Genomic DNA, 26135 nt, shown 5'->3' on the forward strand with positions numbered 1-26135 from the left:
TACTCGTCGACGCGGTCCGCGACCCAGAGCAGGGCGAGTTCGCGCAGCGCGGTCAGATTGCCCGGCCGGAAATAGTTCGAGAGCGCCGCGTCGACTTTGTCCGGCTGGTAGACGTTCCCGTGCGCCATGCGCCGGCGCAGCGCCTGGGGCGACATGTCGACCAGCTCGATCTGGTCCGCGCGCCGCACCACCTCGTCCGGCACCGTCTCGCGCTGGCGCACACCCGTGATGGACTCCACGACGTCACCGAGCGACTCCAGGTGCTGGATGTTGACGGTCGAGACCACGTCGATCCCGGCGGCCAGCAGCTCCTCGACGTCCTGCCAGCGCTTGGCGTTGCGCGAACCGGGGATGTTGGTGTGGGCCAGTTCGTCCACCAGGGCGACGGCCGGGGCGCGGCGCAGGACGGCGTCCACGTCCATCTCGGTGAAGGCGGTGTCCCGGTACTGCAGCTCCTGGCGGGGTACCTGCTCCAGGCCGTGCAGCATCACCTCGGTGCGCGGCCGGCCGTGGTGCTCGACGAAGGCGACCACGCAGTCCGTGCCGCGCTCCGCGCGCCGGTGGGCCTCGGAGAGCATGGCGTAGGTCTTGCCCACGCCCGGTGCCGCACCGAGATAGATCCGAAGCTTGCCGCGTGCCATGGTCCCATTGTCTTCCGCTCACCGCCGCCTACGCAGCGTCGACCTTACGGCCAACGGTCCCGGTCAGCGGGTCAGGCGGTGCGGCGGCGGGCATCTTTGACAGAACCCTGATGGTGCCCCGCGGGCCTCCCGGCGCGGGGCGCGGGGCACCGGAGCGGGTCAGTTGGGGTTGTCGCCGTGGGTGAGGGTCTCCCAGGCGACGAACAGGTTGTTGCTGCCGGCGGGGCGCTGGTTGTGGGTGAGCGTCTGGGTGTTGGTCATGGCGATGCCCAGCCGGTTGTGGAGGGCGTTGTAGCCGACCTCGGTGACGGGTCCCAGCCCGAGGTTCAGGGTGCCGCCGCAGAGCCAGCTCGGGACGGCGGTGCCCAGCTGGTACTTGGCCTGGAAGCCGAGCGCCTGCCGCAGCCGCTCGCCGACGTCGGTGCCGTACAGGTCCTGGCCCTGGATCCGGCTGGTCTCGGCGACGTGCGAGATCGAGGAGATGCCGTAGCCGGTGTGCGTGAAGTCCCGGCAGGTCTCCTGGGTGAGGCCGGTGACGAAGGTGGACTGGCCCTGCCAGTAGGAGACGATCTTGGCGGTGGTGTCCAGGTTCTGGCTGGGCACGGTCTTGGGCACCGACCCGTCGGAGGCCAGGTAGACGTAGGCGGCCGTGCGGGTACGGAACCTGGCCATGGCCGAGTCGTAGGACGCCTTGTCCTCCAGGAAGACGGAGATGCCGACGGCGGCCTCCGTCATCGTCAGCTCCCAGTTGCCGTTGGAGTTGGAGCCCTTGATGACGGTGGGGAGGTAGACGTTGCGCAGCATGGTGGCGAACCGGCCCTCGTTGGCCCAGCCGCCGGTGTACGTGTACCTGATGATCTCGGCGGCCTTGGGCCAGGAGGAGCCGGCCCAGCCGGTCTGCAGCGGCGCGTTGCTGTTGGTGTGGCTGGTGATGGTGGCCGACCAGGCGTCCATGATCTGGATCGCCTTCTGGGCGTAGCGGGCGTCCTTGGTGATGTACCAGGCCAGGGCGTCGGTGTAGGCGGCGATCGCGTCCTCGCGCTCGTCGGTGCACCCGTAGTCGGGGTTGGAGTACGACCCGCACTCGACGGTGGCCCGGGGCTTGGGCGTCCGGTTCAGGTCGGCGTAGTCGCTGGCCATCATCTGGTCGTACGCCGACTTCCAGGGCTGGGCGCCGGCCAGCACCTCGGTGCGGGCGAAGTCCAGCTGGGCCTTGGAGACGGTGACTCCGGGGTGCACGAAGGTGCTGGGGGCCGAATGGGCGGCGGGGGCCGTGAAGACTCCCAGGAGCAGGGCTCCCGCGGCCGCGAGCAGGGGGATGCGACGCACAGCGACTCCGTTCTACGTTCTCGTATGTGAACTTGGAGCGCCTCTGTGAACGAAGGCGTGCCGAGACCGTAGGTACGGACCAGACTTCCGTCAAGGTGTGAAGGAAGGGGCGGCCGTTCACACCCGCGAGTGCGGGCATGTGAAAGGGCCGCACCCGCGGGGGGTACGGCCCTCGTCGCGCGTCGCGCCGTCAGCGGACCTCGGTGATCTCCGGTCCGCGCTGGAGCTGGCCCATGCCGCCGGAGAAGCGCGAGGACTCCTCCTGCTGAACGCCCTCGGGAACCATCTGGGCGTCGTTCGGCAGCTTGAGGACGATCGGGTCGCGGGGGGCCATCGGGCCCTCGCCGCGGACCACGACGGTGTCCCGGAAGATCTGCTCCAGGAGCCCGGCGGCCTGCGGCTGCACCGCGCCCTGCCCGGAGATCACGCCGCGCAGGAACCAGCGCGGACCGTCCACACCGACGAACCGCACGACCTGGTAGCCGCCCGTGCCGTCGGGCAGCTGGACCGGCACCTGGGCGCGCAGCTCCCAGCCGAGCGGGCCCTCGACCTCGTCGACGATGCCACCCTGCTGGGTGATGCCGGAGCCGATCTCCTCGCGCACCTCGCCCCAGATGCCCTCGCGCTTGGGGGCGGCGAAGGCCTGCAGCTGCACGGCGCTGTCCTTGAGCACCACGGTGGCCGCGACGATCGCGTCGCCCGCGACCTCGACCCGCAGTTCCATGCCGTCGACGCCGGGCACGAACAGCCCGCCGAGGTCCACCCGGCCCTCGCCCGGCTCGCGCACCTCGGTGGCGTCCCACGGCCCGTCGGGCCGGGGTTCCGGCTCCAGGCGCACGCGCTCGCGCTCGCCCTCGTCTGCCTGGGTGTCGATGCTGTCGACGACCTGCTCGGCCTCGCCGGCCGCGTCCTCGGCGGCACCCTTCTTGTTGCGACGTCCGAACACGTCACTGTCCTTCCCGGTCGGATACGACCGAAGCGTATCGATTCCCACCCGTCCGACCGCCCTCGACGGCCTGACCGCTTGTGCCGCTCACGTCGCCCACCGCGGCATGCCCGCCGGTGGACCCGAAGCCCCCCTCGGCCCGCGCCGAATCGGGAAGCTCCGCCACCTCCTGGAAGCGGACCCTCTCGACCTGCTGGACGACCAGTTGGGCAATCCGGTCGAAGCGCTCGAACCGTACGGCCTCGTACGGGTCGAGATTCACCACGATCACCTTGATCTCCCCACGGTACCCGGCATCAATCGTCCCCGGGGCATTCACGAGGGCCACACCGCACCGGGCGGCGAGCCCCGAACGGGGATGCACGAAGGCCGCGTACCCGTCCGGGAGGGCGATCGACACCCCCGTGGGCAGGACGGCCCGTTCACCGGGCTTCAGCTCGCGCGCCTCGGTGGTCCGCAGATCGGCTCCGGCGTCACCGGGGTGCTCGTACGCCGGAAGCGGTACGTCCGGGTCGACGCGGCGGATGAGGACGTCGAGAGGGCTCACGCGGGTCGCGGGGTTCACGGGTTCACCTCGAAGGCGCGGGTGCGCCGGATCCGGTCCGGGTCGTTCATGGCGGCCTTGATCTCTTCCTCGCGGCCGTGGTCGGTGAAGTGCTCGACCGGGACCTCCACGAAGAGGGCCTCGGCACGGACGGCGACCGGCCCGTCGGGGGCGTCCAGGCGTCCGGTGGCGGTCGAGTAGATCTTCCGGCCGGACACCGCGGCGACCTCGGCCGCCAGGTACAGCGTGGTGCCCACGGGCACCGGACGCACGAAGTCGGTCTCCAGCCGTCCGGTGACGGCGATCTTCCGCAGCAGCCAGTTCAGCGAGCCGAGCGTCTCGTCCAGCGCCGTGGCGAGCACACCGCCGTGCGCCAGGCCCGGAGCGCCCTGGTGGGCGGCCCGCACGGTGAACTCGGCGGTGAGGGACACCCCCTCGCCGGCCCGCACCTCCAGGTGCAGCCCGTGGGACTGCCCGTGGCCGCATCCGAAACAATGTTCGTAGTGGGCGCCGATGAGCTCGCCGGGCGCGGGGGCGTCGGGGTGCCGCACCGGTTTCCGGGCACTGGCGGGAGGCTGAAGAGCTGCGGAACTACCACTCACAGGCGCAGACCTTACCCGCGCGTCCGGTGAATCAGGACACCGTGCCAAGCTTGGCTCCATGCAGCTCTCCGCCACCCCGTACGAAGAACGCCTCACGGCCCCCCGGTCGTGGTGGTTCCTCAGCTTCCTGATCGGCGTCTCGTGCGCCCTGGTCCTGCTGCCGTTCGGCACCCTGCCGACACTCGGCGGCCTGGTGGGCGGCACGGCGGCGGCGGCGGTGGTGGCCAGTTCGTACGGCTCCCCGCGCATCCGCGTGGTGGGCGACTCGCTGATCGCGGGCGAGGCGAAGATCCCGGTGTCCGCGCTGGGCACCTCGGAGATCCTGGACCCGGAGGAGGCGCGCGCCTGGCGCACGTACAAGGCCGACGTCCGCGCCTTCCTCCTGCTGCGGGCCTACATCCCGAGGGCGCTGCGCGTGGAGGTCACCGACCCGGCGGACCCGACGCCGTACCTGTACCTGTCGACGCGGGAGCCGGAGGCCCTGGCGGCGGCGATCGAGGCGGCGAAGCGGGCCCAGTAGGTCCCGGCCCGCGAGGGCCGGCCGCTGTCAGCCTCCGAAGTCCTCCGGCAGCTCGGCGATCGGCAGCGGCTGCGCCGGCTCCTCCAGCGGTGGCAGCTCGGGCAGTTCCTCCCAGGGCACCTGGATCTTTCTCAGGTCCGCCCGGATCCGCGCCGCGAGCTTCTTGGTGTCCCGGCGGTTCATGACCGCGCCCACCGCGGCGCCCACCATGAACGGCATCAGGTTGGGCAGGTCCCGCACCATGCGCTTCATGATCTGCTGACGCAGTTCGCGCTTCATGTGCCCGCCGAGGGCGCCGTTGATCGTCGACGGCTTCATCACGTCGATCCCGCGCTCCCCCGACCAGGAGGCCAGGTACGCGGTGCTGCGGTCCTTCAGGTTTCCCGGCGGCCGTACGCCGTAGACCTCGTGGAGTTCGGCGATCAGCTTCAGCTCGATGGCCGCGACCCCGGTGATCTCCGCGGCCAGCTCGGTCGGCATCGCGGGCGGCACCGGCAGCATCGCCGCCGCGCCCACGCCGGCCCCGACCGCCGAGGTGCCTCCCGCCGCACCCGTCACCAGCTTGTCGGCGAGCTGCTCGGGTCCCAGACCCGGGAACTGCCGGCGCAGGGTCGCGAGGTCGCGTACGGGGACACGAGGGGCGATCTCGATGATCCGGTCCGCGAGGTAGGCCAGCCCCGCTCTCGCCCGGCTGCCGCCCTTACGGGCGCCTTTCCGGGCCAGATGCACGGCCTTGTCACGGATGCCCCCGGCCCGTCGCCTGGCGACGGGCGCGGGCTGCTCCGCCGGCGCCGGGAGGTCACCCCGGTCGGCCGCCGGCTCGAGCGAGGCTCCCGGATCGGATGAGCCTCGCCCGTCGTCACGTGCGCGCGGGCCGTCGGACGGCCCCGAGTCCGCTCCCTTCAGGGGGAAGCGGCGCTTCCGGGGTGGGGTCGAGCCAGTCATGCCCGACCCCTCCTCAGTCGCAGTCGCGGCAGATCGGCTGGCCGTTCTTCTCCCGGGCCAGCTGACTGCGGTGGTGCACCAGGAAGCAGCTCATGCAGGTGAACTCGTCCTGCTGCTTGGGCAGCACCCGGACGGCCAGCTCCTCGTTCGAGAGGTCCGCGCCGGGCAGCTCCAGGCCTTCGGCGGCCTCGAACTCGTCGACGTCCACGGCGGACGTGGACTTGTCGTTCCTCCGTGCCTTCAGCTCTTCCAGGCTGTCCGAGTCGACGTCATCGTCGGTCTTGCGTGGAGTGTCGTAATCGGTGGCCATGTCGCTCTCCCCCTCTGGGTGTCTGCGGTGTCTCCAGCGCACGTAACGCGTGAGAGGCCGGACTTGTGCCCGACCTGAGGCGGAGATTTTGCCTCACATCAAGGTCTGTTACTCAATCGACACCCAACCGGATCTCCCGAGAGTGATCGGGTTGGATGGCGATGGGGACCGTACACGGTCCTCGCGAGGCACCTCAAAGGCGCCTCACCCTGTACTTCCCGTGATCAAGACACGTGAAAACAGGGATTTTCCCGGCTTTATTCCCCCAGCCATGATCACGGAGAGTAGATGGCCGGAAAACCGTCCTTGTGATCGATCACACATGGGGTACCCCGACACACCGACAGAAAATTCCGCGCAAAGCGAACATCCGCCGCGTGTGTCGCGATCTTGTAACACGTCAGACCGGCAAGGAGACCCTCATCACGAGACCGCCTCCTTCACGAGGCCGGGCCGCGATGTGGCCGCCGTGCGCCCGGGCCACGGACCGGACGATGGACAGGCCCAGGCCGACGCCCTTGTCGCTGCCCGTGCGTTCGGTACGGAGCCGCCGGAAGGGCTCGAACAGGTTGTCGATCTCATAGGCAGGCACCACCGGACCGGTGTTCGACACGGACAGTACCGCCTGACCGTGCTGGATCTCGGTGTCGACCTCGACCCAGCCGTCCTCGGGCACGTTGTAGCGCACCGCGTTCTGCACCAGGTTCAGGGCGATCCGCTCCAGCAGGACACCGTTGCCCTGGACGACCGCCGGCTTGCGCGCGCCCCGGATGGTCACGCCCTTGGCCGCCGCCTCGGCGAGCACCTGGTCGACGGCCTGGCCGGCCACCTCGGCCAGGTCGACCGGTTTGCGCTCGACGATCTGGTTGTCGCTGCGGGCGAGCAGCAGCAGGCCCTCCACGAGCTGCTCGCTGCGTTCGTTGGTCGCCAGCAGGGTCTTGCCGAGCTGTTGCAGCTCCACCGGCGCACCCGGGTCCGAGAGGTGCACCTCCAGGAGCGTGCGGTTGATCGCCAGCGGTGTGCGCAGCTCGTGGGAGGCGTTGCCGACGAAGCGCTGCTGGGCGGTGAAGGCCCGCTGCAGCCGCTCCAGCATGTCGTCGAAGGTGTCCGCCAGCTCCTTGAGCTCGTCGTCCGGGCCGTCCAGTTCGATCCTGCGGGACAGGTCGGAGCCGGCCACCGCGCGGGCGGTGCGGGTGATCCGGCCGAGCGGGGACAGCACCCGTCCGGCCATCGCGTAACCGAACGCGAAGGCGATCACGGCAAGGCCCAGCAGGGCCAGCAGCGAGCGGCTCAGCAGGTCGTCGAGGGCCGCCTGGCGCTGGCGGTCGACGCACTGGGCGATCGCGGCGTTGAACTCCGAGATCTGCAGGTTGGGCGTGCCGGTGATCGCCGCGCAGTTGTCGCTGGAGACCCTGATGTTGGAGCCGTCGATGATCTTGAAGAAGGGCTGGTTGCCGGTGCTGATCGCCTGCGCGGCGAGCAGGTAGATGATCGACAGCAGCAGGATGCCGGCGATCAGGAACATGCCGCCGTACAGCAGCGTCAGCCGTATCCGGATGGTGGGACGCAGCCACGGGAAGACCGGCTGCGGCCTTCTCGGGTCCCAGGTCGGCTTCGGGGGTGCCTGCGGAGGTGCGGGAGTGGTCGCCACGGCCGTCAGATCCGGTAGCCGGAACCGGGGACGGTGACGATGACGGGGGGCTCACCGAGCTTGCGGCGCAGCGTCATCACGGTCACCCGAACGACGTTGGTGAACGGGTCCGTGTTCTCGTCCCAGGCCTTCTCCAGGAGCTGCTCGGCGGAGACCACCGCGCCCTCGCTGCGCATCAGCACCTCCAGGACCGCGAACTCCTTGGGCGCGAGCTGGACCTCCTTGCCGTCGCGGAAGACCTCGCGGCGGTTCGGGTCGAGCTTGATGCCGGCGCGCTCCAGGACCGGGGGCAGCGGCACGCTGGTGCGACGGCCGAGGGCGCGCACGCGGGCGATCAGCTCGCTGAACGCGAAGGGCTTGGGGAGGTAGTCGTCGGCGCCGATCTCCAGACCCTCCACGCGGTCGCTGACGTCGCCGGACGCGGTGAGCATCAGCACGCGCGTGGGCATGCCCAGCTCGACGATCCTGCGGCAGACGTCGTCGCCGTGCACGAGGGGCAGGTCGCGGTCGAGGACGACCACGTCGTAGTCGTTGACGCCGATGCGCTCCAGGGCGGCCGCACCGTCGTACACGACGTCGACGGCCATGGCCTCCCGGCGCAGTCCGGTGGCCACCGCATCGGCGAGCAGTTGCTCGTCCTCGACGACGAGTACGCGCACGTCGCTTGTCCTTCCTCTGTCCACCCGCGTAGCGCGCACCGGCGCACGCGGGCAGGGGTCTGCTCGGGGTGTAGGAGCTCCATCCTGCCCTTTTCGGCCATAAGTCGGCAGTAAGGCAGAGGGGGCGACGGCGGGATCCGCGCCGCCGGGCGGGAATGCGCGATTTTCTGTTCCGGTTGAGGTTTCCAGCGAAGGGAGCGGGGGGAGGACGGCATGTACACCCCGCGATCACGCTCTGCATGTGCCGCAGCACCATGCGGTACGTACGTCGCCGCTACAGCAGAGTGGACGATGGGGGTGTCCGGCACCGTCGCCGCCCGGCCGGGCAGCGCTGGGCACCCGCGTGAGACGTGATCGCCCCTTCAACGGCACACCCCCGTGCCACCGACCCACGACCCAGGACGAGGGGGCGCAGCATGGACGCATTCACCACAGGACTTCTGCAGCGCATAAAGGCGACCGAGTCCGACATCACCCGGGCTCGTGACGAGGGCGACGACTTCCTTGTCGAGGTGGAGCAGGCCGAGCTCGACGACCTGCACCGCCTCGCCGCCGAACATGGCGTGGAAGTCGGCGTGACCCGCGTCTGACAGTCCCGCACCAGCAGTACACCGGCACATGAGCAGGGCCCCGGCGAATCCAGCGCCGGGGCCCTGCTCATGCGGTGACCCCTACCCGCACGGACACGATCGACTCGTCGGGACCAAAGAAACCGAGAAACCGGCCGACCTCCCCGCCTCCGACCTCACGGGTCAGGCGTCCGGGTCGCCGTCGTGCCAGGCGCCGAAGGAGTCCAGCAGCTGCTGGAGCGGCTCGAAGACCCCGGGGGTGGCCGCGACCGTCAGGGCGCGGGACGGGCGCTCTCCGGGCCGGCCGCCCGTGAGCGCGCCCGCCTCGCGCGCGATCAGGTCGCCCGCGGCCCAGTCCCACGCGTTCAGCCCGCGCTCGTAGTACCCGTCCAGCCGTCCGCAGGCGACGTCGCACAGGTCGATCGCCGCCGACCCGCTCCGCCGCACGTCACGCAGCAGGGGGATCAGCCGCGCGGCGACCCGGGCCTGGTGGGTGCGGACCTCGGTGACGTAGTTGAAGCCGGTCGACACCAGCGCCTGGTCCAGCGGCGGCGCCGGGCGGCAGCGCAGCTCCCGCTCGCCCTCCCAGGCCCCGGTCGCCCAGGCCCCGCCGCCCCGTACCGCGTGGTACGTCTCGCCGCGCACCGGTGCCGCCACGACTGCGGCCACGGTCTGACCGTCCTGTTCGGCCGCGATGGAGACCGCCCAGGTCGGCAGCCCGTAGAGGTAGTTGACCGTGCCGTCGAGCGGGTCGATCACCCAGCGGATCCCGCTGGTGCCCTCGGTCGACGCGCCCTCCTCGCCGAGGAAGCCGTCGTCCGGGCGGTGCCCGGAGATCAGGTCGGTGATCAGCTTCTCCGCCGCGATGTCCATCTCGGTGACGACGTCGATCGGGCTGGACTTGGTCCGGGCCACGGCGAGGTCGGCCGGGCGGCCGTCGCGCAGCAGCTCGCCCGCGCGGGCGGCCGCCTCCCGGGCGAGCCGGAGCAGATCGGTGTGCGGGGCGTCGGTCACGGGGCTCCTCACGCGTAGGGGCTGTCGGCGCCGGCCGCGGCCGGACGGGGGGCGCGCGCCGGGCAGCAGCCGACGGGGCAGAGGTTGTGGCTCGCGCCCAACGCGCCCAGCGCACACGGCGTGACCGCCCGCCCGCTCTCCACGCCCGCGCGCTCCAGGACCAGGTCCCGGATCGCGGCGGCGAACCGCGGGTCGTCCCCGACGGTCGCGGACCGCCGTACCGGCAGGCCGAGCTCCTCGGCCTTGGCCGTGGCCTCGGTGTCGAGGTCGTAGAGGACCTCCATGTGGTCGGAGACGAAGCCGATCGGGGCCATCACGACGGCTGGGACCCCGGCGCCGTGCAGCGTCTCCAGGTGGTCGCAGATGTCGGGCTCCAGCCACGGGATGTGCGGGGCGCCGGAGCGGGACTGGTAGACGAGCCGCCAGGGGTGGTCGACGCCGGTGCGCTCCCGGACCGCGTCGGCGATCAGCTGGGCGACGTCCAGGTGCTCCTCGACGTACGCGCCGCCCTCGCCGTGGGCCTCCGGCGGCCCGGAGGTGTCGGCGCCCGCGGTCGGGATGGAGTGGGTGGTGAAGGCGATGTGGGCGCCCGCGCGGACGTCCTCGGGCAGGTCGGCGAGGGACCGGAGCACCCCGTCGGTCATCGGGTCGAGGAAGCCGGGGTGGTTGAAGTAGTGCCGGAGCTTGTCGATCCGGGGCGGTTCGAGTCCCTCGGCCGCCAGCTCGGCCAGCGAGTCCGCGAGGTTCTCGCGGTACTGGCGGCAGCCCGAGTAGGAGGCGTAGGCGCTGGTGGTGAGCACCAGGACGCGGCGGCGCCCGTCGGCGACCATCTCGCGCAGGGTGTCCGTCAGGTAGGGCGCCCAGTTCCGGTTGCCCCAGTAGATCGGCAGGTCCAGGCCGTGTTCGGCGAAGTCCTTGCGCAGGGCGTCCAGCAGGGCGCGGTTCTGGTCGTTGATCGGGCTGACCCCGCCGAACAGGAAGTAGTGCTGCCCGACCTCCTTGAGACGTTCCTTCGGGATACCGCGCCCGCGCGTCACGTTCTCCAGGAACGGAACCACGTCGTCCGGCCCTTCCGGGCCGCCGAAGGAGAGCAGGAGCAGGGCGTCGTAGGGGGTGGCATCGAGCGCGTCTGACATGGGGGCGATCCTGCCACCCGGCGCTGACGGCCCGGAAACAGGAGGGTGAAGAGTCGGATTCGGGAGATTTATCCCCCGGTCGGACGGGGTGCAACCCGGGCACCTCGCTCGTAAGCTGTATCCACCGCGTTCGCGCCTTACCCAGCCTGTCGGAGACCCACGTGCCCAGCCCCTATCGCGCCCTGTTCGCCGTCCCCGGCACCAAGGGCTTCTCCGCGGCGGGCCTCGTCGGCCGGATGCCGCTGTCCATGATGGGCATCGGCGTGGTCACGATGATCTCCCAGATCAGCGGGCGGTACGGGCTGGCCGGCGCGCTCTCGGCCACCATCGCGCTGTCCGCCGCCGCAGTCGGCCCCCAGGTCTCCCGGCTGGTCGACCAGCACGGCCAGCGCCGGGTGCTGCGCCCGGCGACGCTGCTCGCGCTGGTGGCCGCGGCCGGGCTGCTCCTCGCCGCGCACTACGGGTGGCCGGACTGGGTGCTCTTCGTCTGCGCCGCCGGGATCGGCGCGGTGCCGAGCCTGGGCGCGATGATCAGGGCCCGCTGGGCGGCCCTGTACGGGGGCACACCGCAGCTGCACACCGCGTATTCGTTCGAGTCCGTCGTCGACGAGGTCTGCTTCATCTTCGGGCCGATCATCTCCATCGGCCTGTCCACGGTCTGGTTCCCGGAGGCGGGGCCGCTGCTGGCCGCCTGCTTCCTGGCCGTCGGCGTCTTCTGGCTGACGGCCCAGCGCGCCACCGAGCCCGCGCCGCATCCGCGCGAGCACCACACCCGCGGTTCGGCGCTGCGCGCGCCCGGCCTCCAGGTGCTGGTGGCGACCTTCACGGCCACGGGCTCGATCTTCGGGGCGGTGGACGTGGTGACCGTCGCCTTCGCCGACGAACGCGGCCACAAGGGCGCCGCGAGCGTGGTCCTGGCGCTGTACGCGGCGGGCTCCTGCCTCGCCGGTGCGGTCTTCGGTCTGATGCGGTTCGCGGGCAGGCCGGAGCGCCGGTGGCTGCTGGGCATCTGTGCGATGGCCGTGAGTATGATCCCCCTCCTACTGGTCGGAAACCTGCCGCTTCTGGCCGTGGCGCTGTTCGTTGCGGGCCTGTCCATCGCACCGACGATGATCACGACGATGTCCCTCATCGAAAAGCACGTACCTCGCGCGAAGCTCACCGAGGGCATGACCTGGGTGAGCACCGGCCTCGCGGTCGGGGTGGCGCTCGGCTCCTCGGTCGCCGGCTGGGTGATCGACGCGGCCGGGGCCCGCGCCGGGTACGGGGTTCCGGCCGTGTCCGGGACCGTCGCGGTCGCGGTCGGTTTCCTCGGGTACCGCCGGCTCAATGGGCCGGTCACGGGTCGGGGAGGCACCGTTGAGCAGTACAGCGAGCGGGAAGAGCGGCACGTGGCGTAACTGGGGAGGGACCGTCACGGTCAGTCCCGCGCGGGAGGTCGCGCCGGCCTCCGTGGACGAACTGGCGGCGGCGGTGCGGCAGGCGGCCGAGGACGGCCTGAAGGTGAAGGCGGTGGGCAGCGGCCACTCCTTCACCTCGATCGCCGCGACCGACGGCGTCTCGATCCGCCCTCAGCTCCTCACCGGGATCCGCCGGATCGACCGCGCGGCCATGACCGTCACGGTCGAGGCGGGCACCCCGCTCAAGCGGCTCAACATCGCCCTGGCCCGCGAGGGTCTGTCGCTGACGAACATGGGCGACATCATGGAGCAGACGGTCTCCGGGGCCACCAGCACCGGCACCCACGGCACCGGCCGCGCCTCCGCCTCGCTCGCCGCCCAGATCAGGGCACTCGAACTGGTCACCGCCGACGGCTCCGTGCTCACCTGCTCCGACCAGGGGACCGAGGAGGAGCGCGCGGTCTTCGCGGCCGCGCGGATCGGTCTCGGCGCGCTCGGGATCGTCACCGCGATCACCTTCGCCGTGGAGCCGCTCTTCCTGCTCAGCGCGCGCGAGGAACCGATGCCGCTGGACCGGGTCCTCGCCGAGTTCGACCAGCTCTGGTCGGAGAACGAGCACTTCGAGTTCTACTGGTTCCCGCACACCGGCAACACCAACACCAAGCGCAACAACCGCAGCGCGGGCCCGGCGCAGCCGGTGGGGCAGCTGGCCGGCTGGTTCGAGGACGAGTTCCTCTCCAACGGTCTCTTCCACGGCGTGCAGCTGCTCGGCCGCGCGGTGCCCGCCGTGGTGCCGACGGTCGCCCGGATCTCCAGCACGGCGCTGTCCGCGCGGTCGTACACGGACATCCCCTACAAGGTCTTCACGTCTCCGCGCCGGGTGCGTTTCGTGGAGATGGAGTACGCCGTGCCGCGCGAGGCCCTGGTGGAGACGGTGCGCGAACTGAAGGCGATGGTCGACCGGTCCGGCCTCCGGGTCAACTTCCCGGTCGAGGTCCGCACCGCCCCGGCCGACGACATCGCCCTGTCCACCGCCTCCGGCCGGGACAGCGCCTACGTCGCGGTGCACATGTTCCGGGGCACGCCGTACCAGGCGTACTTCACCGCCGCGGAGCGCATCTTCACCGCGCACGGGGGCCGTCCGCACTGGGGCAAGGTGCACACCAGGGACGCGGAGTACTTCGCGAAGGCCTACCCGCGGTTCGGCGAGTTCACGGCGCTGCGGGACCGGCTCGATCCGGACCGGCTGTTCCAGAACGACTACTTGCGGAGGGTTCTGGGGCAGTAGTCGGCGACCCGGCCGGCGACGGGGCCGCGTCCGGCTCCTCGCTCACGGACCCGCTCGGGGACGGCGCGGGCGTCGTCACCCCCTCGCTCGCGGGTGTCCGCGCCGGAGCCGGGGAGGACGAGGGCGACGGAGCGGTCGAAGCACCGGATCCGTCGCCGGACTTGGATCCGGACGAGGGGGACGGGTCCGTGGAGCCGGAGGGGGCCGACGGCCTCGACGGACCGGGCCGCCCGCCGGTGACGGCGCCGGTCACGGTCGTACCGGAGCCGCCGCTGAAGCTGCTGCCGGAGACCAGTTCGTAGGTCGTGATGCCGGCCATGGCCACCGCGAACACCAGGGCCGCCGCGAGCACCGGCCGGCGCCAGGTCCGCGTGCGGGCCCGGTAGACGGTTCCCGCCGTGAACTCGCCGGGCGCCGGGGCCGCTTCTTCCCGGGACCGGGGCGTCACCGTCGCGACGCGCAGCTGCTCCCCGGTCCGTCTGAGGAAGTGCTGGAACAGTGTGCCGCCGCAGGTGGCGATCACACTGACGACCCCGGCACCGAGGATCGTGCCGTACACCCCCACGGAGGAGGCGAGTTTGGCGGCCACGACGGCGGCCACCGCGCTGCCGGCGACCTGGGGCACGCTCAGGTCGATCCGCTTGACACCCGCCGTCACCTCCTCTCCCGCACTGGTCTGGTCACCGGAACCGGGCCTTTCACGCATTCCCGAACCTTGCCTGCCCTTCCCGTACTTGTCCGATCGACTGCACTAGAAAGGGACGTACGAGCGAAACCATTGGTTCCGTTTCTGCGGATTGCGTGAAGTACGCCACGTTCAAGATCGTCGGGAATGGGCAACCGGCGGCCGGGGAAGGCTCGTTGCCAGAAGTCGGGCGGCGCGCCAATCCACGCACGTGGCCCGAATGGAGTACTGTTGCGAGCCCTGGGTCCGGTCTCCCGCCAGGGCGTCCACGGCCTCGCAGGACCGCCGGGAGGGGGCCAGTTGCACAGGGTGACGGAGTTGGTCACTTAGCGTTGCGAATAGGTAACCGTGCCATAACGGCGGACCCGGGCCCGTGCCCGACACGCCGGGCAACTCGGCAAGGTTGTGGCAGGCTGCACCCGGGCAGGCCACACTCGACTAGCGGAAGCAGCGACGCACGTGACGTCGGCAGGCACCACCCGGGAGGTCCCCATGCCCGAACTGCGTGTCGTGGCCGTCTCCAATGACGGCACACGGCTGGTGCTCAAGGCTGCCGACTCTACGGAATACACGCTTCCGATCGACGAACGGCTCCGTGCCGCCGTCCGCGGCGACCGGCCCCGGCTCGGCCAGATCGAGATCGAGGTCGAGAGCCATCTCCGGCCCCGAGACATCCAGGCGCGGATACGGGCGGGCGCGACCGCGGAAGAGGTCGCCCAGCTCGCCGGGATCCCCGTCGACCGGGTGCGGCGCTTCGAGGGTCCGGTACTGGCCGAGCGCGCCTTCATGGCCGAAAGAGCCCGCAAGACACCCGTCCGCCGGCCCGGTGAGAACTCCGGTCCGCCGCTCGGCGAGGCCGTGCAGGAGCGTCTGGTGCTGCGCGGCGCCGACAAGGACACCGTGCAGTGGGACTCCTGGCGCCGCGACGACGGCACCTGGGAGGTCCTCCTCGTCTACCGGGTCGCGAGTGAACCGCACTCGGCGAGCTGGACCTACGACCCGCCCCGGCGGCTCGTGCAGGCCGTCGACGACGAGGCGCGCTCGCTGATCGGCGAGTCCGACGACCTCGCCGTACCGGAGCCCAGCTTTCCGTTCGTCCCGCGGATCGCCCGGCTGCCGCGGGACCGTCCGCTGGACCGTTCCGGCGACCGGGACCGGCCGAGCCTGCCCGCACAGTCGTCCGAACCGCTGGAGGAGACGGCCGGCGAGCGGGACTCGCTGACCAGCCTGCTGGAGGCGGTGCCGAGCTTCCGCGGCGACATGGTGGTCCCGGAGCGGCCCACCGAGATCGTCGCGGAGGAGCCGCCCGACCCGGAACCGGCGACCGAGGAGCCCCCGGCTCCCGCGGCCTCCGCCGGCTCCGCCTACGCGGACGTCCTCATGCCCCGCTCGGTCGGCAGCCATCGCGACCGGCTGATCGGCGCCACCGACCGCCAGGCCGAGGCCGACGGCGTCCGCCCCGGCCGCCGGGCCGCGGTGCCGAGCTGGGACGAGATCGTCTTCGGCACACGGCGCAAGAAGCAGGAGTAGCCGGGCGCGGCACGCGCCGCACGGCCGGCAGCAGGAGGGGGCACGCGCGCGTGCCCCCTCCTTGCGTCGTCCTACTGCGGGTCGGGCCGTCGTCCTACTGCGGGTCGGGGCCGACCGCGACCGGACGGGACGGGTCCGCCGACCACTCCGACCACGAACCGACGTACAGCGCCGCGTCGATGCCCGCGACGGCCAGCGCCAGCACCTCGTGCGCGGCCGAGACACCGGAACCGCAGTAGACGCCCACCGGGGCGGCCTCCAGGGCGCCCAGCGCCTTGAAGCGGTCACGCAGCTCGGCGGCGGGCAGGAACCGGCCGTCCGGACCGACGTTCTCGACGGTCGGCGCGGAGAGGGCGCCCGGGATGTGCCCGCCGACCCGGTCGATCGGCTCGACCTCGCCCCGGTACCGCTCCCCCGCACGGGCGTCCAGCAGCACACCCGTGCGGGCCAGCGCCGCCGCCCCGTCCGCGTCGAGCAACTTCAGCGCACCGGGCGCGGGTTCGAAGTCACCTTCGGCCGGCTCGACCGGATCGGCCGAAAGGGCCCCCTCCCAGGACGGCAACCCGCCGTCCAGGACCCGCACGTCCGGGTGACCCGTCCAGCGCAGCAGCCACCAGGCGCGCGCCGCCGCCCAGCCGTGCCCGCCGTCGTACACGACCACCGGCCGGCCGACCGAGACACCCGCACGGCGCATCGCCGCCGCGAAGACCGCCGGGTCGGGCAGGGGGTGCCGGCCGTGCTCGCCGGGCGCCGCGGCCAGTTCCGAGTCGAGGTCCACGTAGCGGGCGCCGGGCAGGTGCCCTGCGGCGTACTCGGCCGGGCCGTCGAAGGCCGCGCCGCCCTTGGTGGTCAACTGCCAGCGCACGTCCAGCAGCACGGGCGGGTTCGGCCCGGCCAGGTCGTCGGCGAGTTCGGTTGCGGTGATGATGGCTTCCATGGCCTCATCCTTACGCCAGGGGTGGCCGCGGCGTCCAGGTACGGCTACTCTGCTCGGCCGGACAGGCTCGATCACCGGGCGTACGGGACCGGGCACATGCTGTACGGCTGATGGACACCCGGCGGCAATCGACCGGAAACGGGCGAGAATCGGCAGACCAGGCATCCTCGCGGCGAAGGCCGCCGCCCCCGCCTGGGCGTGTGCCGCCACGGAGGGTGCGAGCATCGGCACGGGGCGTGCCCGCGGCAGCGGCACCGCCGGTCCGGAGAGCGGAAGCGACACGGCCACCGTGAGGGGCCGAGGAGAGAGTGACGATGACCGAGGTAAGGGGATCGGCCGGCCCGAACGGCGGTGCACACGCCGGGCGCGCGCCCGGCACCCCCTGCTGGGTGAGTCTGATGGTGCACGACTTGACGGCGACCGAGGAGTTCTACGAGGCGCTGTTCGGCTGGGAGTTCCAGCCGGGTCCGCAGCAACTCGGACCCTACGTCCGGGCGCTGCTCGACGGACGGGAGGTCGCCGGCATCGGGCAGCTGCCGCCGGACCTGCACCTGCCGATCGCCTGGACGCCGTACTTCGCCTCGGAGGACGTGGACCAGACGGCGGAGACGGCCCGCCTGTGCGGCGGCACGGTGGGCGTCGGCCCGCTGGACGCGGCCGAGGCCGGGCGGATGGCCATCTGCTCCGACCCGTCGGGAGCGGTGTTCGGGATCTGGCAGGCCTCCGCCCACCTCGGCACGGCCGTCACCGGCGTCCCCGGCACACCCGCCTGGAACGAACTGCTCACCTTCGAGACCGCGAGCGTCGCCAAGTTCTACGAAGCGGTGTTCGGCTACGCGGAGGAGCCGGTGGTGTCCGCCGACTTCGACTACGTGACCCTGCACGTCGAGGGCCGTCCGGTGGCCGGCATCCACGGCGTCGGCCTCGCGCTGCCCCGGGACCGCGGGCCGCACTGGCTCACGTACTTCGAGGTGGACGACGCGGACGCGACCCTGCGCGAGGTCGCCGGACTCGGCGGACGGGTGCTGAGACCGGCCCGGGACAGCGAGCACGGACGGGTCGCGACGGTGGCGGATCCGGAGGGTGCGGCGTTCTCGCTGATCGAGGGTCCGCGCCGCGTCAGGTCGTGACCGGCAGGACGTCCGGGGACAGGGCCGCCGCGCGCGCCGACGCGGCGGTCATCCGGCGCCGGTGGTGGCGGCGGCACAGCACCTCGTAACCGACCTCGCCGGCCGATCCGTTGACGTCTCCCACCACCACCTGCGCCCCCTCGACGACCATCTCGCCGCCCACCGTACGGGCGTTGTGCGTGGCGCGGGCGCCGCACCAGCACAGGGCCTCCACCTGGAGGACCTCGACCCGGTCGGCCAGCTCCACCAGTCGCTGGGAGCCGGGGAAGAGCTTGGAGCGGAAGTCGGTGGTGATGCCGAACGCGTACACGTCCAGGGCCAGGTCGTCCACCACCCGGGCGAGCTGGTCGATCTGGCCGGGCGCCAGGAACTGGGCCTCGTCGGCGATGACGTAGTCCGCGCGGCCGCCCTGCGAGAGGTGGTCGACCAGGTAGGCGTAGAGGTCCTGGCCGTCCTCCACCTCCACGGCGTCGGTGACCAGGCCGAGGCGGGAGGAGAGCTTGCCGTGGCCTGCGCGGTCGTCACGGCTGAAGATCATGCCGACGAGACCGCGGGCCGACCGGTTGTGCTCGATCTGCAGAGCCAGCGTCGACTTCCCGCAGTCCATCGTTCCGGAGAAGAAGACCAGCTCGGGCATGGGGAGGTGAGCACCTTTCGGGGCGGTGGGGTCAGGGACCGCTAGGAGCGTACTTCGAGCAGCGGGACGAGCTGTTCGACGGGGGTCATGGAGCCGTGGTTGCCGACCATCGCCGACTCCTTGGGCTCCCGCTCGGAGGCGATGATCAGGACGTCGTCGTGGGCGGCCGCGACGACGTCGCCGATCCGTCCGTACACCCGCTCGTCGAACCCGTCCGGCGGGCCGAACCAGCCGGCCGCGATCGCCTCGTCCCGGGAGGCCACCCAGAACTGCTCGCCGAGCACCTCGCGCCAGCAGGTCAGCACGTCGCCCGCGGCACCCGGGACGGCGTACACGTGCCGTGCCCGGCCCTCGCCGCCGAGCAGGGCGACGCCGGCGCGCAGTTCCCAATCCTCGTCGAAGTCGATGCGGTGCTGTTCGTCGAACGGCACGTCGAGCATGCCGTGGTCGGCGGTGACGTAGAGCGCGCTGCGCGGCGGGAGCTGCTCGGCGAGCCGCTGCACCAGCCGATCGACGTGCATCAGCTGGCCGCGCCAGGTGTCGGAGTCGACGCCGTAGCGGTGCCCGGCGCCGTCCAGTTCGGCGTAGTAGGTGTACACCAGGGAGCGGTCGCCCGCGGCCAGTTGCTCCGCCGCGAAGTCCATGCGTTCCTCGCCGGTGAGCCGTCCGTGAAACGTTCCGCCGCTGAGCGCGACCTTGGTGAGCGGGGTGCGCTCGAAGGTCGGTGAGGAGACCTGGGCGGAGTGCACACCGGCGTCGGCGGCGAGCTGGAAGACGGTGGGGTACGGCTGCCAGGCGGCCGGGTCGGTCCACGGCTGCCAGCGCAGCTGGTTCATCAGCTGGTCCGTGGCCGGGTTGCGGACGGTGTAGCCGGGCAGGCCGTGCGCGCCGGGCGGCAGGCCGGTGCCGACGGAGGCGAGCGAGGTGGCGGTGGTCGCCGGGTAGCCGGCGGTGATCGGGCGTCCGGTGCCGCCGCGCGAACTGCCCAGCAGCGAGGCCAGGAAGGGCGCCTCGTCCGGGTGGGCGCGCAGCTGTTCCCAGCCGAGGCCGTCGACCAGGAAGACGCAGTTGCGGTCGGCCGGGGTCAGTTCCTTGATCGCCGCGGTCATGCCGGGTACGGCCATCCCTGCGGCCAGGGTGGGCAGCAGGTCGGCGAGGGAGCCGCTGCCGTACTCGGGCAGCGGGGCGGAGCCGAGGGCGAGCGGTTCCGGATGGTCCCAGGCGGCGTAGGCCATCAGTGTGCGACGTCCGCGGTCGCCTCGGAGATGGCCTGCGCGAAGACGAGCGCCTGGCGCACCGTCTCCGGCCCGTCCCCCGCCTCGCTGACGCGCAGGCTCAGGTCGTCCGCCGTGGAGTTGCCCGTGTAGCCGTGGTCGGCCTCGCAGTTGGGGTCGCCGCAGGCGGCGGGCTCCAGGTCGATGCGCGAGACGGCGCCCCAGCCGATGGTCAGCACGATCTCGCGGGGCAGGGTGCCGGGCGTGTACTGCTCCGGGTTGGCGACCACCCGGCTGACCACGACCGACGAGATCCGGCCGAGTTTGACCGACTCGGTGGAGGTGGTGGCGTACGGCGTCGGGGAGGTGCTGTCGGCGGCCTGCTCGTCGGTGTGGCTGACGATGAAGCGGTTGCCGGTGAGGACGAGCACGGTCACGTGCCGCCGTACCTCGTTCTGGTCGAACGTCGTCTCCTGGTGGACCAGGTACGACCGGATCGGCTCGCCGCCCACGGCGGCCTCCACCGCCTCGGCCACGAGGGCCGGGTAGTAGCCGCTGCGCTCGATCGCGACGCGCAGCCCCTGGGTCGTCGTACTGGTCTTGGCCATGACGTCCATCCTAATCCGTGGGCAAGGGGGGTCCGGGCCAGTCGGCGCACCCTGGTGCAAACCCACCACGGGGCGGGGGCGGCGGTCAGTAGGCGGGCATGGTCCGCGGCCCCAGGTCGTCGCGGGCCGGCGGGGGCGCCAGCCGGACGGTGGCACCGAGGACGCTGACGCCGTGCCGGGCGACCACGACCGGCTCCAGGGTGACCGCGACCACCTCGGGGTGGTCGTCGACCAGCCGGGAGACACGCAGCAGCAGTTCCTCCAGGGCGGGCGTGTCCACGGGGGCCGAGCCGCGCCAGCCGAACAGCAGGGGCGCGGTGCGGATCGACCGCACCAGCGAGGTCGCGTCCCGGTCGGTCACCGGGACCAGCCGGTGGGCCGTGTCGCCGAGCAGCTGCGAGGCGGCGCCGGCCAGGCCGAAGGACAGCACCGCTCCGGCGGCCGGATCGATCACGGCCCGTACGACGGTGTCGACACCGCGCGGTGCCATCCGCTGCACGACCGGGCGCAGTTCCTCCGGCGGCCCGAACAGCTCGGTCAACTCGGCGTACGCCCGCCGCAGTTGCCCTTCGTCCGCCAGGTCGAGCCGTACGCCGCCGAGGTCGGCGCGGTGACGCAGGTGCGGGGCGGTGGCCTTGAGGGCGACCGGGTAGCCGAGGTCGGCGGCGGCGCTCACGGCGGCCTCGGGGGTGGGCGAGGGCACGGCGCGGTGCACGGGGATGCCGTACCCGCCGAGGAGCGCGCAGGTCTCCTCGGTCCCGGGGGTGAGGCCCTCCCCGCGCTCCAGCAGCATGCCGATCAGCTCGGCGGTCCCCTTCTCGTCGATGTCGTCGTACTCGGGCACCCTGCCGGGATCGACCGACTCGCGCCGCCACTGGGCGTACTTCACGGCCTCGGCGAGCGCCCGGACGGCCCGCTCGGCGGCCGGGTAGGCGGGGATCAGCCGGGAGCCGGGCTGGGCGGCGGGCGGCTGGAGTCCCTCCGTGACGGCCACGGACGGTGTCCGGGCGGCGGCCGTCTCCGGGGATGCGGCGGGCGGGATGCGGACGGCCGTGTCCTGGGGTGCGGTGCGGAGGCGCTGGGGGCCGAAGGCGCCGGGTGCCATGACGTGCGGCTGCGGTGCGGTGCGGCCCGCGGCCGACAGCGCCTCCGCCAGCCCGCCGAGTTCGACGTGCACCACGAGCACCGGCTTGCCGTGCGCCCCCTCGGCCGCCGACCGCAGCGCCTCGGCCAGTTCGCCGTCGCCGACCGCGCCCTCGCCGATCGTCGGGATGGCCGTGACCACCACCGCGTCGCACGTGTCGTCCGCGAGCGCCTGCGACAGCGCGCGGTGGAAGTCCGCGGGGGTCGCCGTGGTCGTCAGGTCCAGCGGGGGCGCCGGGCGCAGGCCCTCCGCCAGGCAGCGGTCGTAGGTCAGCACCCCGAGCGACTCGGAATTCCCGAGGATCGCCACCCGGGGCCCGGCCGGCAGCGGCTGCCGGGCGAGCAGCAGTCCCGCGTCGACCAGTTCCGTGATGGTGTCGACGCGGATCACCCCGGCCTGCCTCAGCAGCGCGGACACGGTGGCGTGCGGCAGCCGCGTGGCCTGCACCGCGTGCCCCTGCGGCGCCGAACCGGCGCTCTGCACCACCACCAGCGGCTTCGCCGCCGCCGTGCGCCGCGACAGGCGGGTGAACTTGCGCGGGTTGCCGATGGACTCCAGGTACATGAGGACGACGTCGGTCTCCGTGTCGTCGTACCAGTACTGCAGGACGTCGTTGCCGGAGACGTCCGCGCGGTTGCCGGACGACACGAAGGTCGACACGCCCGTGGTCCCGGTGACACCGCCGCCGCGCCGGTGCAGCCGGGACAGCAGGGCGATCCCGATCGCGCCGGACTGGGCGAAGAGGCCGATGCGGCCGGGGCGGGGCATCTCGGGGGCGAGCGAGGCGTTCAGCCGTACGCCGGCGGCGGTGTTGATGACGCCGAAGGCGTTCGGGCCGATGATCCGCATGCCGTACGTGCGCGCGTGCCGGACGAGTTCGCGCTGGCGCTCGCGGCCGTCAGGCCCGCTCTCCGCGTAACCGGCGGACAGCACCACCAGGCCCTGGACGCCGTGTTCGCCGCAGTCGGTGACGACACCCGGCACCTGCTCGGCGGGGACGGCGACCACGGCGAGGTCGACCGGTCCGTCGATGTCGCGCACGGAGCGGTGCGCGGGCACGCCGTCGACCTCCTTGAGGTCGTCGGGGAAGGCCTGGTTCACGGCGTGCAGGCGACCGGTGAAGCCGGCGTCGCGGAGGTTGCCGAGGACGCTGCGGCCGACGCCGCCGGGCGCCCGGCCGACCCCGATCACGGCCACCGAGCCCGGGGTGAGGAGCCGCCGGACCGAGCGGGCCTCCGCGCGCTGCTCCCGCGCGCGCTGGACGGCGACCGAGCGGTCCGTGGGCTCCAGGTCGAACTCCAGCCGGACCACACCGTCCTCGAAGCTGCGCTGCTGGGTGTAGCCGGCGTCCGTGAACACCTTGATCATCTTGTTGTTGGCGGGCAGCACCTCGGCGGCGAACCGGCGGATGCCGCGCTCGCGCGCGACGGCGGCGATGTGCTCCAGCAGGGCGGAGGCGACGCCCCGGCCCTGGTGGGCGTCCTGGACGAGGAAGGCGACCTCGGCCTCGTCGGCGGGCGCGGAGGCGGGCACGCCGCCGGGGCCGATGCGGTCGTAGCGTACGGTGGCGATGAACTCGCCGCCGATGGTGGCCGCGAGTCCCACCCTGTCCACGAAGTCGTGGTGCGTGAAGCGGTGGACGTCCTTGGCGGAGAGCCTGGGGTAGGGCGCGAAGAAGCGGTAGTACTTCGACTCGTCCGAGACCTGCTCGTAGAAGCTGACCAGTCGGTCGGCGTCGTCGACGGTGATGGGCCTGACGCGTGCGGTACCCCCGTCGCGCAGCACGATGTCCGCCTCCCAGTGGGAGGGGTACGCGTGCCGGTCCTGTCGGTCCGCCGGGGTCTGCATGGGCCCCAGCGTACGGCTCGCGTCCGACAGTGGCGCGAGGCAGTCTGTGGAGGACGGGAGCCGGTCCGAGGCCGCGGTCCGGCTTCACACCCGCGCGGGCTTCGGCCCGCTCCGGGCATGCTTCACGATATGGGAAACTGGTCTAGACAACCCTGAACACCGAAGGGCAGCATCACATGGCTGAGCGCCGCGTCAACGTCGGCTGGGCCGAGGGCCTCCACGCCCGCCCCGCTTCCATCTTCGTCCGAGCCGCCACGGCCACCGGCGTCCCGGTGACGATCGCCAAGGCCGGGGGCGCCCCCGTCAACGCGGCCTCCATGCTGGCCGTGCTGGGCCTGGGCGCCCAGGGCGGCGAGGAGATCGTCCTCGCCTCCGACGCCGAGGGCGCGGACGCGGCCCTGGACCGCCTGGCCAAGCTGGTCGGCGAGGGTCTCGAGGAGCTCCCCGAGACCGTCTGAGCGCCACGGCGCCCGCACCACCGAGGCCGCGTCACCCCTGCGGGGGCGGCGCGGCCTCGCCGTTCCCGCCGGGCTTTCCCGGCGCGGCCTCCCCGTTCGCGCCCGACCTTCCCGGCGGGGCCTCCCCGTTCGCGCTGGACCTTCCCGGCGGGGCCTCGCCGTTCCGGCCATCCTTCGGCGGCGCGGCCGCGCCTTTCCCCGCCGGGCCCTCCGTCGGCACGGCCGACGGGCTTGCTGCGCGGAATCCGGTTTCACGCCGGGCGCGCGTAATTGTCGCCGGGGGTCCACGCCATTTCCCACTGGGCACACCAAAGGCGCGCCCACCAAATTCCGGGCGCGCACGAAATAAAGACGGCGGAGCCCGGCAGAGGGCGTCGGAAATACCGCTCCACCGAATAACATCTCTTTGTATACGGTGCCCGTGTTAATGCCGCGGGCCCGACATGTTTACGGGATGTTGCGAAGTCCTCACACCGCCGGCCCGGTCAGCGCCGCCGGAGAAACGGAGCCGGTGGGAGACCGCCGACCGCTCGGTGTGCAGCGCGGTGACCGCCCGCGCGCGCTCGCCGTCGCCGCGCGTCACCGCGTCCACGATGGCGCCGTGCTCGGCCCAGGACTCGACGGGGTCGGGCGGCGCGTCGACCACGTACATCCAGGCGATCTTGTGCCGCAGCTGGGTGAGCGCCGAGGTCAGGGCCTGGCTGCCGGTGGCCTGGGCGAGCGTCTCGTGGAACCAGCCGCCCAGGGACCGCAGGTCCTCGCTGCCGCCCCTGCGGGCCCGCTCCTGACCCAGCCTGACCAGGCCGCGCAGAACCTTGAGGTGGGCCTCGGTACGGCGCTGGGCGGCCCGGGAGGCGCCCAGCGGCTCCAGGAGCAGACGCATCTCCAGCAGGTCGGCGGCCTCCTGCTCGCTCGGTTCCGCCACGCACGCGCCCGCGTGCCGGCGCGTCACCACGAACCCCTCGGCCTCCAGGGTGCGCAGGGCCTCGCGGACGGGGACGCGCGAGACACCGTAGCGACGGGCGAGGAGTTCCTCGGTGAGCCGGCTGCCACGCTCGTGGACGCCCGCGACGATGTCGTCCCGGATCGCCGTGCATACCGACTGCGCCGGAATACGCATGTCCGACCTCCGCCTTAATCCCCGTGAAACGCCGTCGAGTGGCGTCCGTTCCGTGACTCTATTGCAATGAGCGGGAATTTCCGACGGCGGCCCTGAATCCATGCATATTTTTTGGACAGCGGGCCCGCGAAAACGACGAAAGCCCCGGCTCGGCGGCCGGGGCTTCGGAGACTCTCGTCGGAACGCGTCAGACGTTCACACCGTGCTTGCGGAGGTAGGCGACCGGGTCGACGTCCGAGCCGTACTCCGGGGTCGTCCGGGCCTCGAAGTGGAGGTGGGGGCCGGTGACGTTGCCGGTCGCGCCGGAGAGGCCTATCCGCTCGCCCGGGGTGACCTTCTGGCCCACCGAGACGCCGATCGACGACAGATGACCGTACTGGGTGTACATGCCGTCGGCCATCCTGATGACGATCTGGTTGCCGTACGAGCCGCCCCAGCCGGTGGAGACCACCGTGCCGGTGCCGACCGCGTGCACCTCGGTGCCGGAGGCGGCGTGGAAGTCGATGCCGGTGTGGGAGCCGGAGGACCAGAGCGAGCCGCCGGTCTTGTAGCCGGTGGAGACGTACGAGTCGGCGACCGGCACGACGAAGGCGTTGAGACGCTTGCGCTCGGCCTCCCGTGCCGCGCGCGCCTTCGCCTCGCGCTCCTTCTCGGCCCTGGCCGCGGCCTTCTCGCGCGCGGCCTCCTCGGCCGCCTTGCGCTCGGCGGCGGCCGTCTGCGCGGCCGCCTGGGCGTCGATCCGGTCGGCGACCGAGTCGCTGATCGTGATCACCGGGGTGAGGCCGGTCTGCTCGACGGAGTTCTCCGCGGCGAGCGCCGGGGCCGCCGAGACGGTGCCGATGACACCCGTGGTGGTGAGGGCCGCGATACCGGCGGCCTGCGCGGTGGTGCGCTTCACCCGGCCGGGACGACGGTGCTTCCCGGAGGCGCACATGAACGCCATGTAGAGGCTGGTCCTTTCCTTCCCTCTCGCCTACCGGGTTAGCTGACGGGTTCGGAGCAGGAAGGTCTCCTACGGGCCCCCTCGCGGCTCGCGCGGGCGCCCGATTCACCCCAGGGACTGCGTGGGTCCCCGGCTCCCCTGGCTCGCGCCGTACGGGGACTCGGCGATGACTGTCCGGTGCCGCGGGCGCGGCGCAGTGTCGGCGGACAGCCCGGAAGAACGTACGAGGGCGTTCTGGCAATCCTCAAACGGATCAGGGTTTTTGTCGCGTATCCCACAGGGCAGACAGGCAACCTCCGCATCAATCCGGACATTTCAGAGCCCTGG

At 72.1% G+C, this 26135-nt stretch carries 25 protein-coding genes, 1 pseudogene and 1 riboswitch; of the genes and pseudogenes, 7 read left to right on the forward strand and 19 right to left on the reverse strand.

The annotated features are described in order from the left end of the window. From ACIRQ9_RS29675 to ACIRQ9_RS29695, 5 genes and pseudogenes are all read right to left on the reverse strand, one after another. Positions 1–641 (reverse strand): annotated as a pseudogene (locus tag ACIRQ9_RS29675) (histidine kinase); the annotation flags it as partial. Between the two features lie 159 nt (positions 642–800). Next, the gene (locus tag ACIRQ9_RS29680) at positions 801–1970 is read right to left on the reverse strand and encodes an alginate lyase family protein (protein ID WP_404180063.1); all 1170 of its coding nucleotides are present in this window, start codon (positions 1968–1970) and stop codon (positions 801–803) included. Positions 1971–2160: 190 nt separating this feature from the next. Then, positions 2161–2916 carry a DUF3710 domain-containing protein gene (locus ACIRQ9_RS29685; protein WP_401411409.1) on the reverse strand — a complete coding sequence of 252 codons (756 nt, stop codon included), beginning with the start codon at positions 2914–2916 and terminating at the stop codon, positions 2161–2163. Between the two features lies 1 nt (position 2917). After that, a complete protein-coding gene (dut, locus tag ACIRQ9_RS29690) occupies positions 2918–3481 on the reverse strand; it encodes a dUTP diphosphatase (protein WP_404180067.1) in 564 nt (187 codons plus the stop codon). Further along, positions 3478–4062 carry a PaaI family thioesterase gene (locus tag ACIRQ9_RS29695; RefSeq protein WP_399011036.1) on the reverse strand — a complete coding sequence of 195 codons (585 nt, stop codon included), beginning with the start codon at positions 4060–4062 and terminating at the stop codon, positions 3478–3480. The genes dut and ACIRQ9_RS29695 overlap by 4 nt, the downstream gene beginning before the upstream one ends. 58 nt (positions 4063–4120) lie before the next feature. Here ACIRQ9_RS29695 and ACIRQ9_RS29700 point away from each other — a divergent pair, with 58 nt between their 5' ends. After that, entirely contained in the window at positions 4121–4582 is a 462-nt protein-coding gene (locus ACIRQ9_RS29700) for a DUF3093 domain-containing protein (protein ID WP_404180071.1), read from the forward strand. Positions 4583–4609: 27 nt separating this feature from the next. Here the strand turns inward: ACIRQ9_RS29700 and ACIRQ9_RS29705 are convergent, their stop codons facing one another. The 4 genes from ACIRQ9_RS29705 to ACIRQ9_RS29720 form a co-directional block, all read right to left on the reverse strand. Then, complete coding sequence (locus tag ACIRQ9_RS29705) at positions 4610–5527, reverse strand: hypothetical protein (RefSeq protein ID WP_404180074.1); 918 nt, start codon at positions 5525–5527, stop codon at positions 4610–4612. A 13-nt stretch (positions 5528–5540) separates the two neighbouring features. Beyond that, complete coding sequence (locus tag ACIRQ9_RS29710; RefSeq protein WP_005481602.1) at positions 5541–5837, reverse strand: DUF4193 domain-containing protein; 297 nt, start codon at positions 5835–5837, stop codon at positions 5541–5543. A gap of 400 nt (positions 5838–6237) precedes the next feature. Beyond that, the gene (locus tag ACIRQ9_RS29715; RefSeq protein ID WP_404180077.1) at positions 6238–7488 is read right to left on the reverse strand and encodes a sensor histidine kinase; all 1251 of its coding nucleotides are present in this window, start codon (positions 7486–7488) and stop codon (positions 6238–6240) included. Positions 7489–7493: 5 nt separating this feature from the next. Next, on the reverse strand, positions 7494–8147 hold the full coding sequence (locus tag ACIRQ9_RS29720; protein ID WP_007387794.1) for a response regulator transcription factor: 654 nt from the start codon (positions 8145–8147) through the stop codon (positions 7494–7496). Between the two features lie 416 nt (positions 8148–8563). Here ACIRQ9_RS29720 and ACIRQ9_RS29725 point away from each other — a divergent pair, with 416 nt between their 5' ends. After that, complete coding sequence (locus tag ACIRQ9_RS29725) at positions 8564–8737, forward strand: hypothetical protein (protein WP_404180081.1); 174 nt, start codon at positions 8564–8566, stop codon at positions 8735–8737. 162 nt (positions 8738–8899) lie between these two features. Here the strand turns inward: ACIRQ9_RS29725 and ACIRQ9_RS29730 are convergent, their stop codons facing one another. Together ACIRQ9_RS29730 and ACIRQ9_RS29735 are read right to left on the reverse strand one after the other, a co-directional pair. Further along, positions 8900–9730, reverse strand: coding sequence for an inositol monophosphatase family protein (locus ACIRQ9_RS29730; protein ID WP_404180084.1), 831 nt, complete (start codon positions 9728–9730; stop codon positions 8900–8902). An 8-nt stretch (positions 9731–9738) separates the two neighbouring features. Next, positions 9739–10866 (reverse strand): ferrochelatase, encoded by a 1128-nt coding sequence (locus tag ACIRQ9_RS29735; RefSeq protein ID WP_404180087.1) that lies wholly within the window; start codon positions 10864–10866, stop codon positions 9739–9741. A 161-nt stretch (positions 10867–11027) separates the two neighbouring features. Between ACIRQ9_RS29735 and ACIRQ9_RS29740 the strand changes: the two genes are divergently transcribed. Both ACIRQ9_RS29740 and ACIRQ9_RS29745 read left to right on the forward strand, forming a co-directional pair. Further along, positions 11028–12266 (forward strand): MFS transporter, encoded by a 1239-nt coding sequence (locus ACIRQ9_RS29740; protein ID WP_404180090.1) that lies wholly within the window; start codon positions 11028–11030, stop codon positions 12264–12266. Continuing rightward, a complete protein-coding gene (locus tag ACIRQ9_RS29745; protein WP_404180093.1) occupies positions 12226–13554 on the forward strand; it encodes a D-arabinono-1,4-lactone oxidase in 1329 nt (442 codons plus the stop codon). Before ACIRQ9_RS29740 ends, ACIRQ9_RS29745 begins: the two co-directional genes overlap by 41 nt. On the opposite strand, the gene ACIRQ9_RS29750 is transcribed toward ACIRQ9_RS29745, so the two are convergent. Further along, complete coding sequence (locus ACIRQ9_RS29750; RefSeq protein WP_404180095.1) at positions 13478–14260, reverse strand: hypothetical protein; 783 nt, start codon at positions 14258–14260, stop codon at positions 13478–13480. The two genes, ACIRQ9_RS29745 and ACIRQ9_RS29750, sit on opposite strands and share 77 nt — an antisense overlap. Before the next feature lie 471 nt (positions 14261–14731). Between ACIRQ9_RS29750 and sepH the strand changes: the two genes are divergently transcribed. Further along, positions 14732–15769, forward strand: coding sequence for a septation protein SepH (sepH, locus tag ACIRQ9_RS29755; protein ID WP_404180098.1), 1038 nt, complete (start codon positions 14732–14734; stop codon positions 15767–15769). A gap of 94 nt (positions 15770–15863) precedes the next feature. Here sepH and ACIRQ9_RS29760 read toward each other — a convergent pair whose 3' ends face one another. After that, positions 15864–16706, reverse strand: a complete 843-nt coding sequence (locus tag ACIRQ9_RS29760) for a sulfurtransferase (protein ID WP_404180101.1) — start codon at positions 16704–16706, stop codon at positions 15864–15866. A 314-nt stretch (positions 16707–17020) separates the two neighbouring features. On the opposite strand from ACIRQ9_RS29760, the gene ACIRQ9_RS29765 reads away from it, so the two are divergent. After that, positions 17021–17836 carry a VOC family protein gene (locus ACIRQ9_RS29765; protein ID WP_404180104.1) on the forward strand — a complete coding sequence of 272 codons (816 nt, stop codon included), beginning with the start codon at positions 17021–17023 and terminating at the stop codon, positions 17834–17836. Here ACIRQ9_RS29765 and ACIRQ9_RS29770 read toward each other — a convergent pair. From ACIRQ9_RS29770 to ACIRQ9_RS29785, 4 genes are all read right to left on the reverse strand, one after another. Then, positions 17826–18473, reverse strand: a complete 648-nt coding sequence (locus ACIRQ9_RS29770) for a thymidine kinase (protein ID WP_404180107.1) — start codon at positions 18471–18473, stop codon at positions 17826–17828. The genes ACIRQ9_RS29765 and ACIRQ9_RS29770 overlap by 11 nt on opposite strands. A gap of 41 nt (positions 18474–18514) precedes the next feature. Then, positions 18515–19708: an alkaline phosphatase family protein gene (locus ACIRQ9_RS29775; protein WP_404180110.1), complete on the reverse strand. Its 1194-nt coding sequence runs from the start codon at positions 19706–19708 to the stop codon at positions 18515–18517. Further along, positions 19708–20304, reverse strand: a complete 597-nt coding sequence (locus tag ACIRQ9_RS29780) for a DUF5998 family protein (RefSeq protein WP_404180113.1) — start codon at positions 20302–20304, stop codon at positions 19708–19710. Before ACIRQ9_RS29780 ends, ACIRQ9_RS29775 begins: the two co-directional genes overlap by 1 nt. Before the next feature lie 76 nt (positions 20305–20380). Then, the gene (locus ACIRQ9_RS29785; protein WP_404180116.1) at positions 20381–23287 is read right to left on the reverse strand and encodes a GNAT family N-acetyltransferase; all 2907 of its coding nucleotides are present in this window, start codon (positions 23285–23287) and stop codon (positions 20381–20383) included. 176 nt (positions 23288–23463) lie between these two features. Here ACIRQ9_RS29785 and ACIRQ9_RS29790 point away from each other — a divergent pair, with 176 nt between their 5' ends. Beyond that, complete coding sequence (locus ACIRQ9_RS29790; RefSeq protein ID WP_404180119.1) at positions 23464–23745, forward strand: HPr family phosphocarrier protein; 282 nt, start codon at positions 23464–23466, stop codon at positions 23743–23745. 424 nt (positions 23746–24169) lie between these two features. On the opposite strand, the gene ACIRQ9_RS29795 is transcribed toward ACIRQ9_RS29790, so the two are convergent. Together ACIRQ9_RS29795 and ACIRQ9_RS29800 are read right to left on the reverse strand one after the other, a co-directional pair. Beyond that, positions 24170–24865 carry a GntR family transcriptional regulator gene (locus ACIRQ9_RS29795; protein WP_404180122.1) on the reverse strand — a complete coding sequence of 232 codons (696 nt, stop codon included), beginning with the start codon at positions 24863–24865 and terminating at the stop codon, positions 24170–24172. A 187-nt stretch (positions 24866–25052) separates the two neighbouring features. After that, the gene (locus ACIRQ9_RS29800) at positions 25053–25808 is read right to left on the reverse strand and encodes a M23 family metallopeptidase (protein WP_404180125.1); all 756 of its coding nucleotides are present in this window, start codon (positions 25806–25808) and stop codon (positions 25053–25055) included. Positions 25809–25820: 12 nt separating this feature from the next. Continuing rightward, a riboswitch (cyclic di-AMP (ydaO/yuaA leader) is annotated at positions 25821–25984 on the reverse strand. Positions 25985–26135: the final 151 nt, after the last annotated feature.

The organism is Streptomyces sp. NPDC101237 (assembly GCF_044767465.1).
GTDB classification, from domain to species: domain Bacteria; phylum Actinomycetota; class Actinomycetes; order Streptomycetales; family Streptomycetaceae; genus Streptomyces; species Streptomyces gramineus.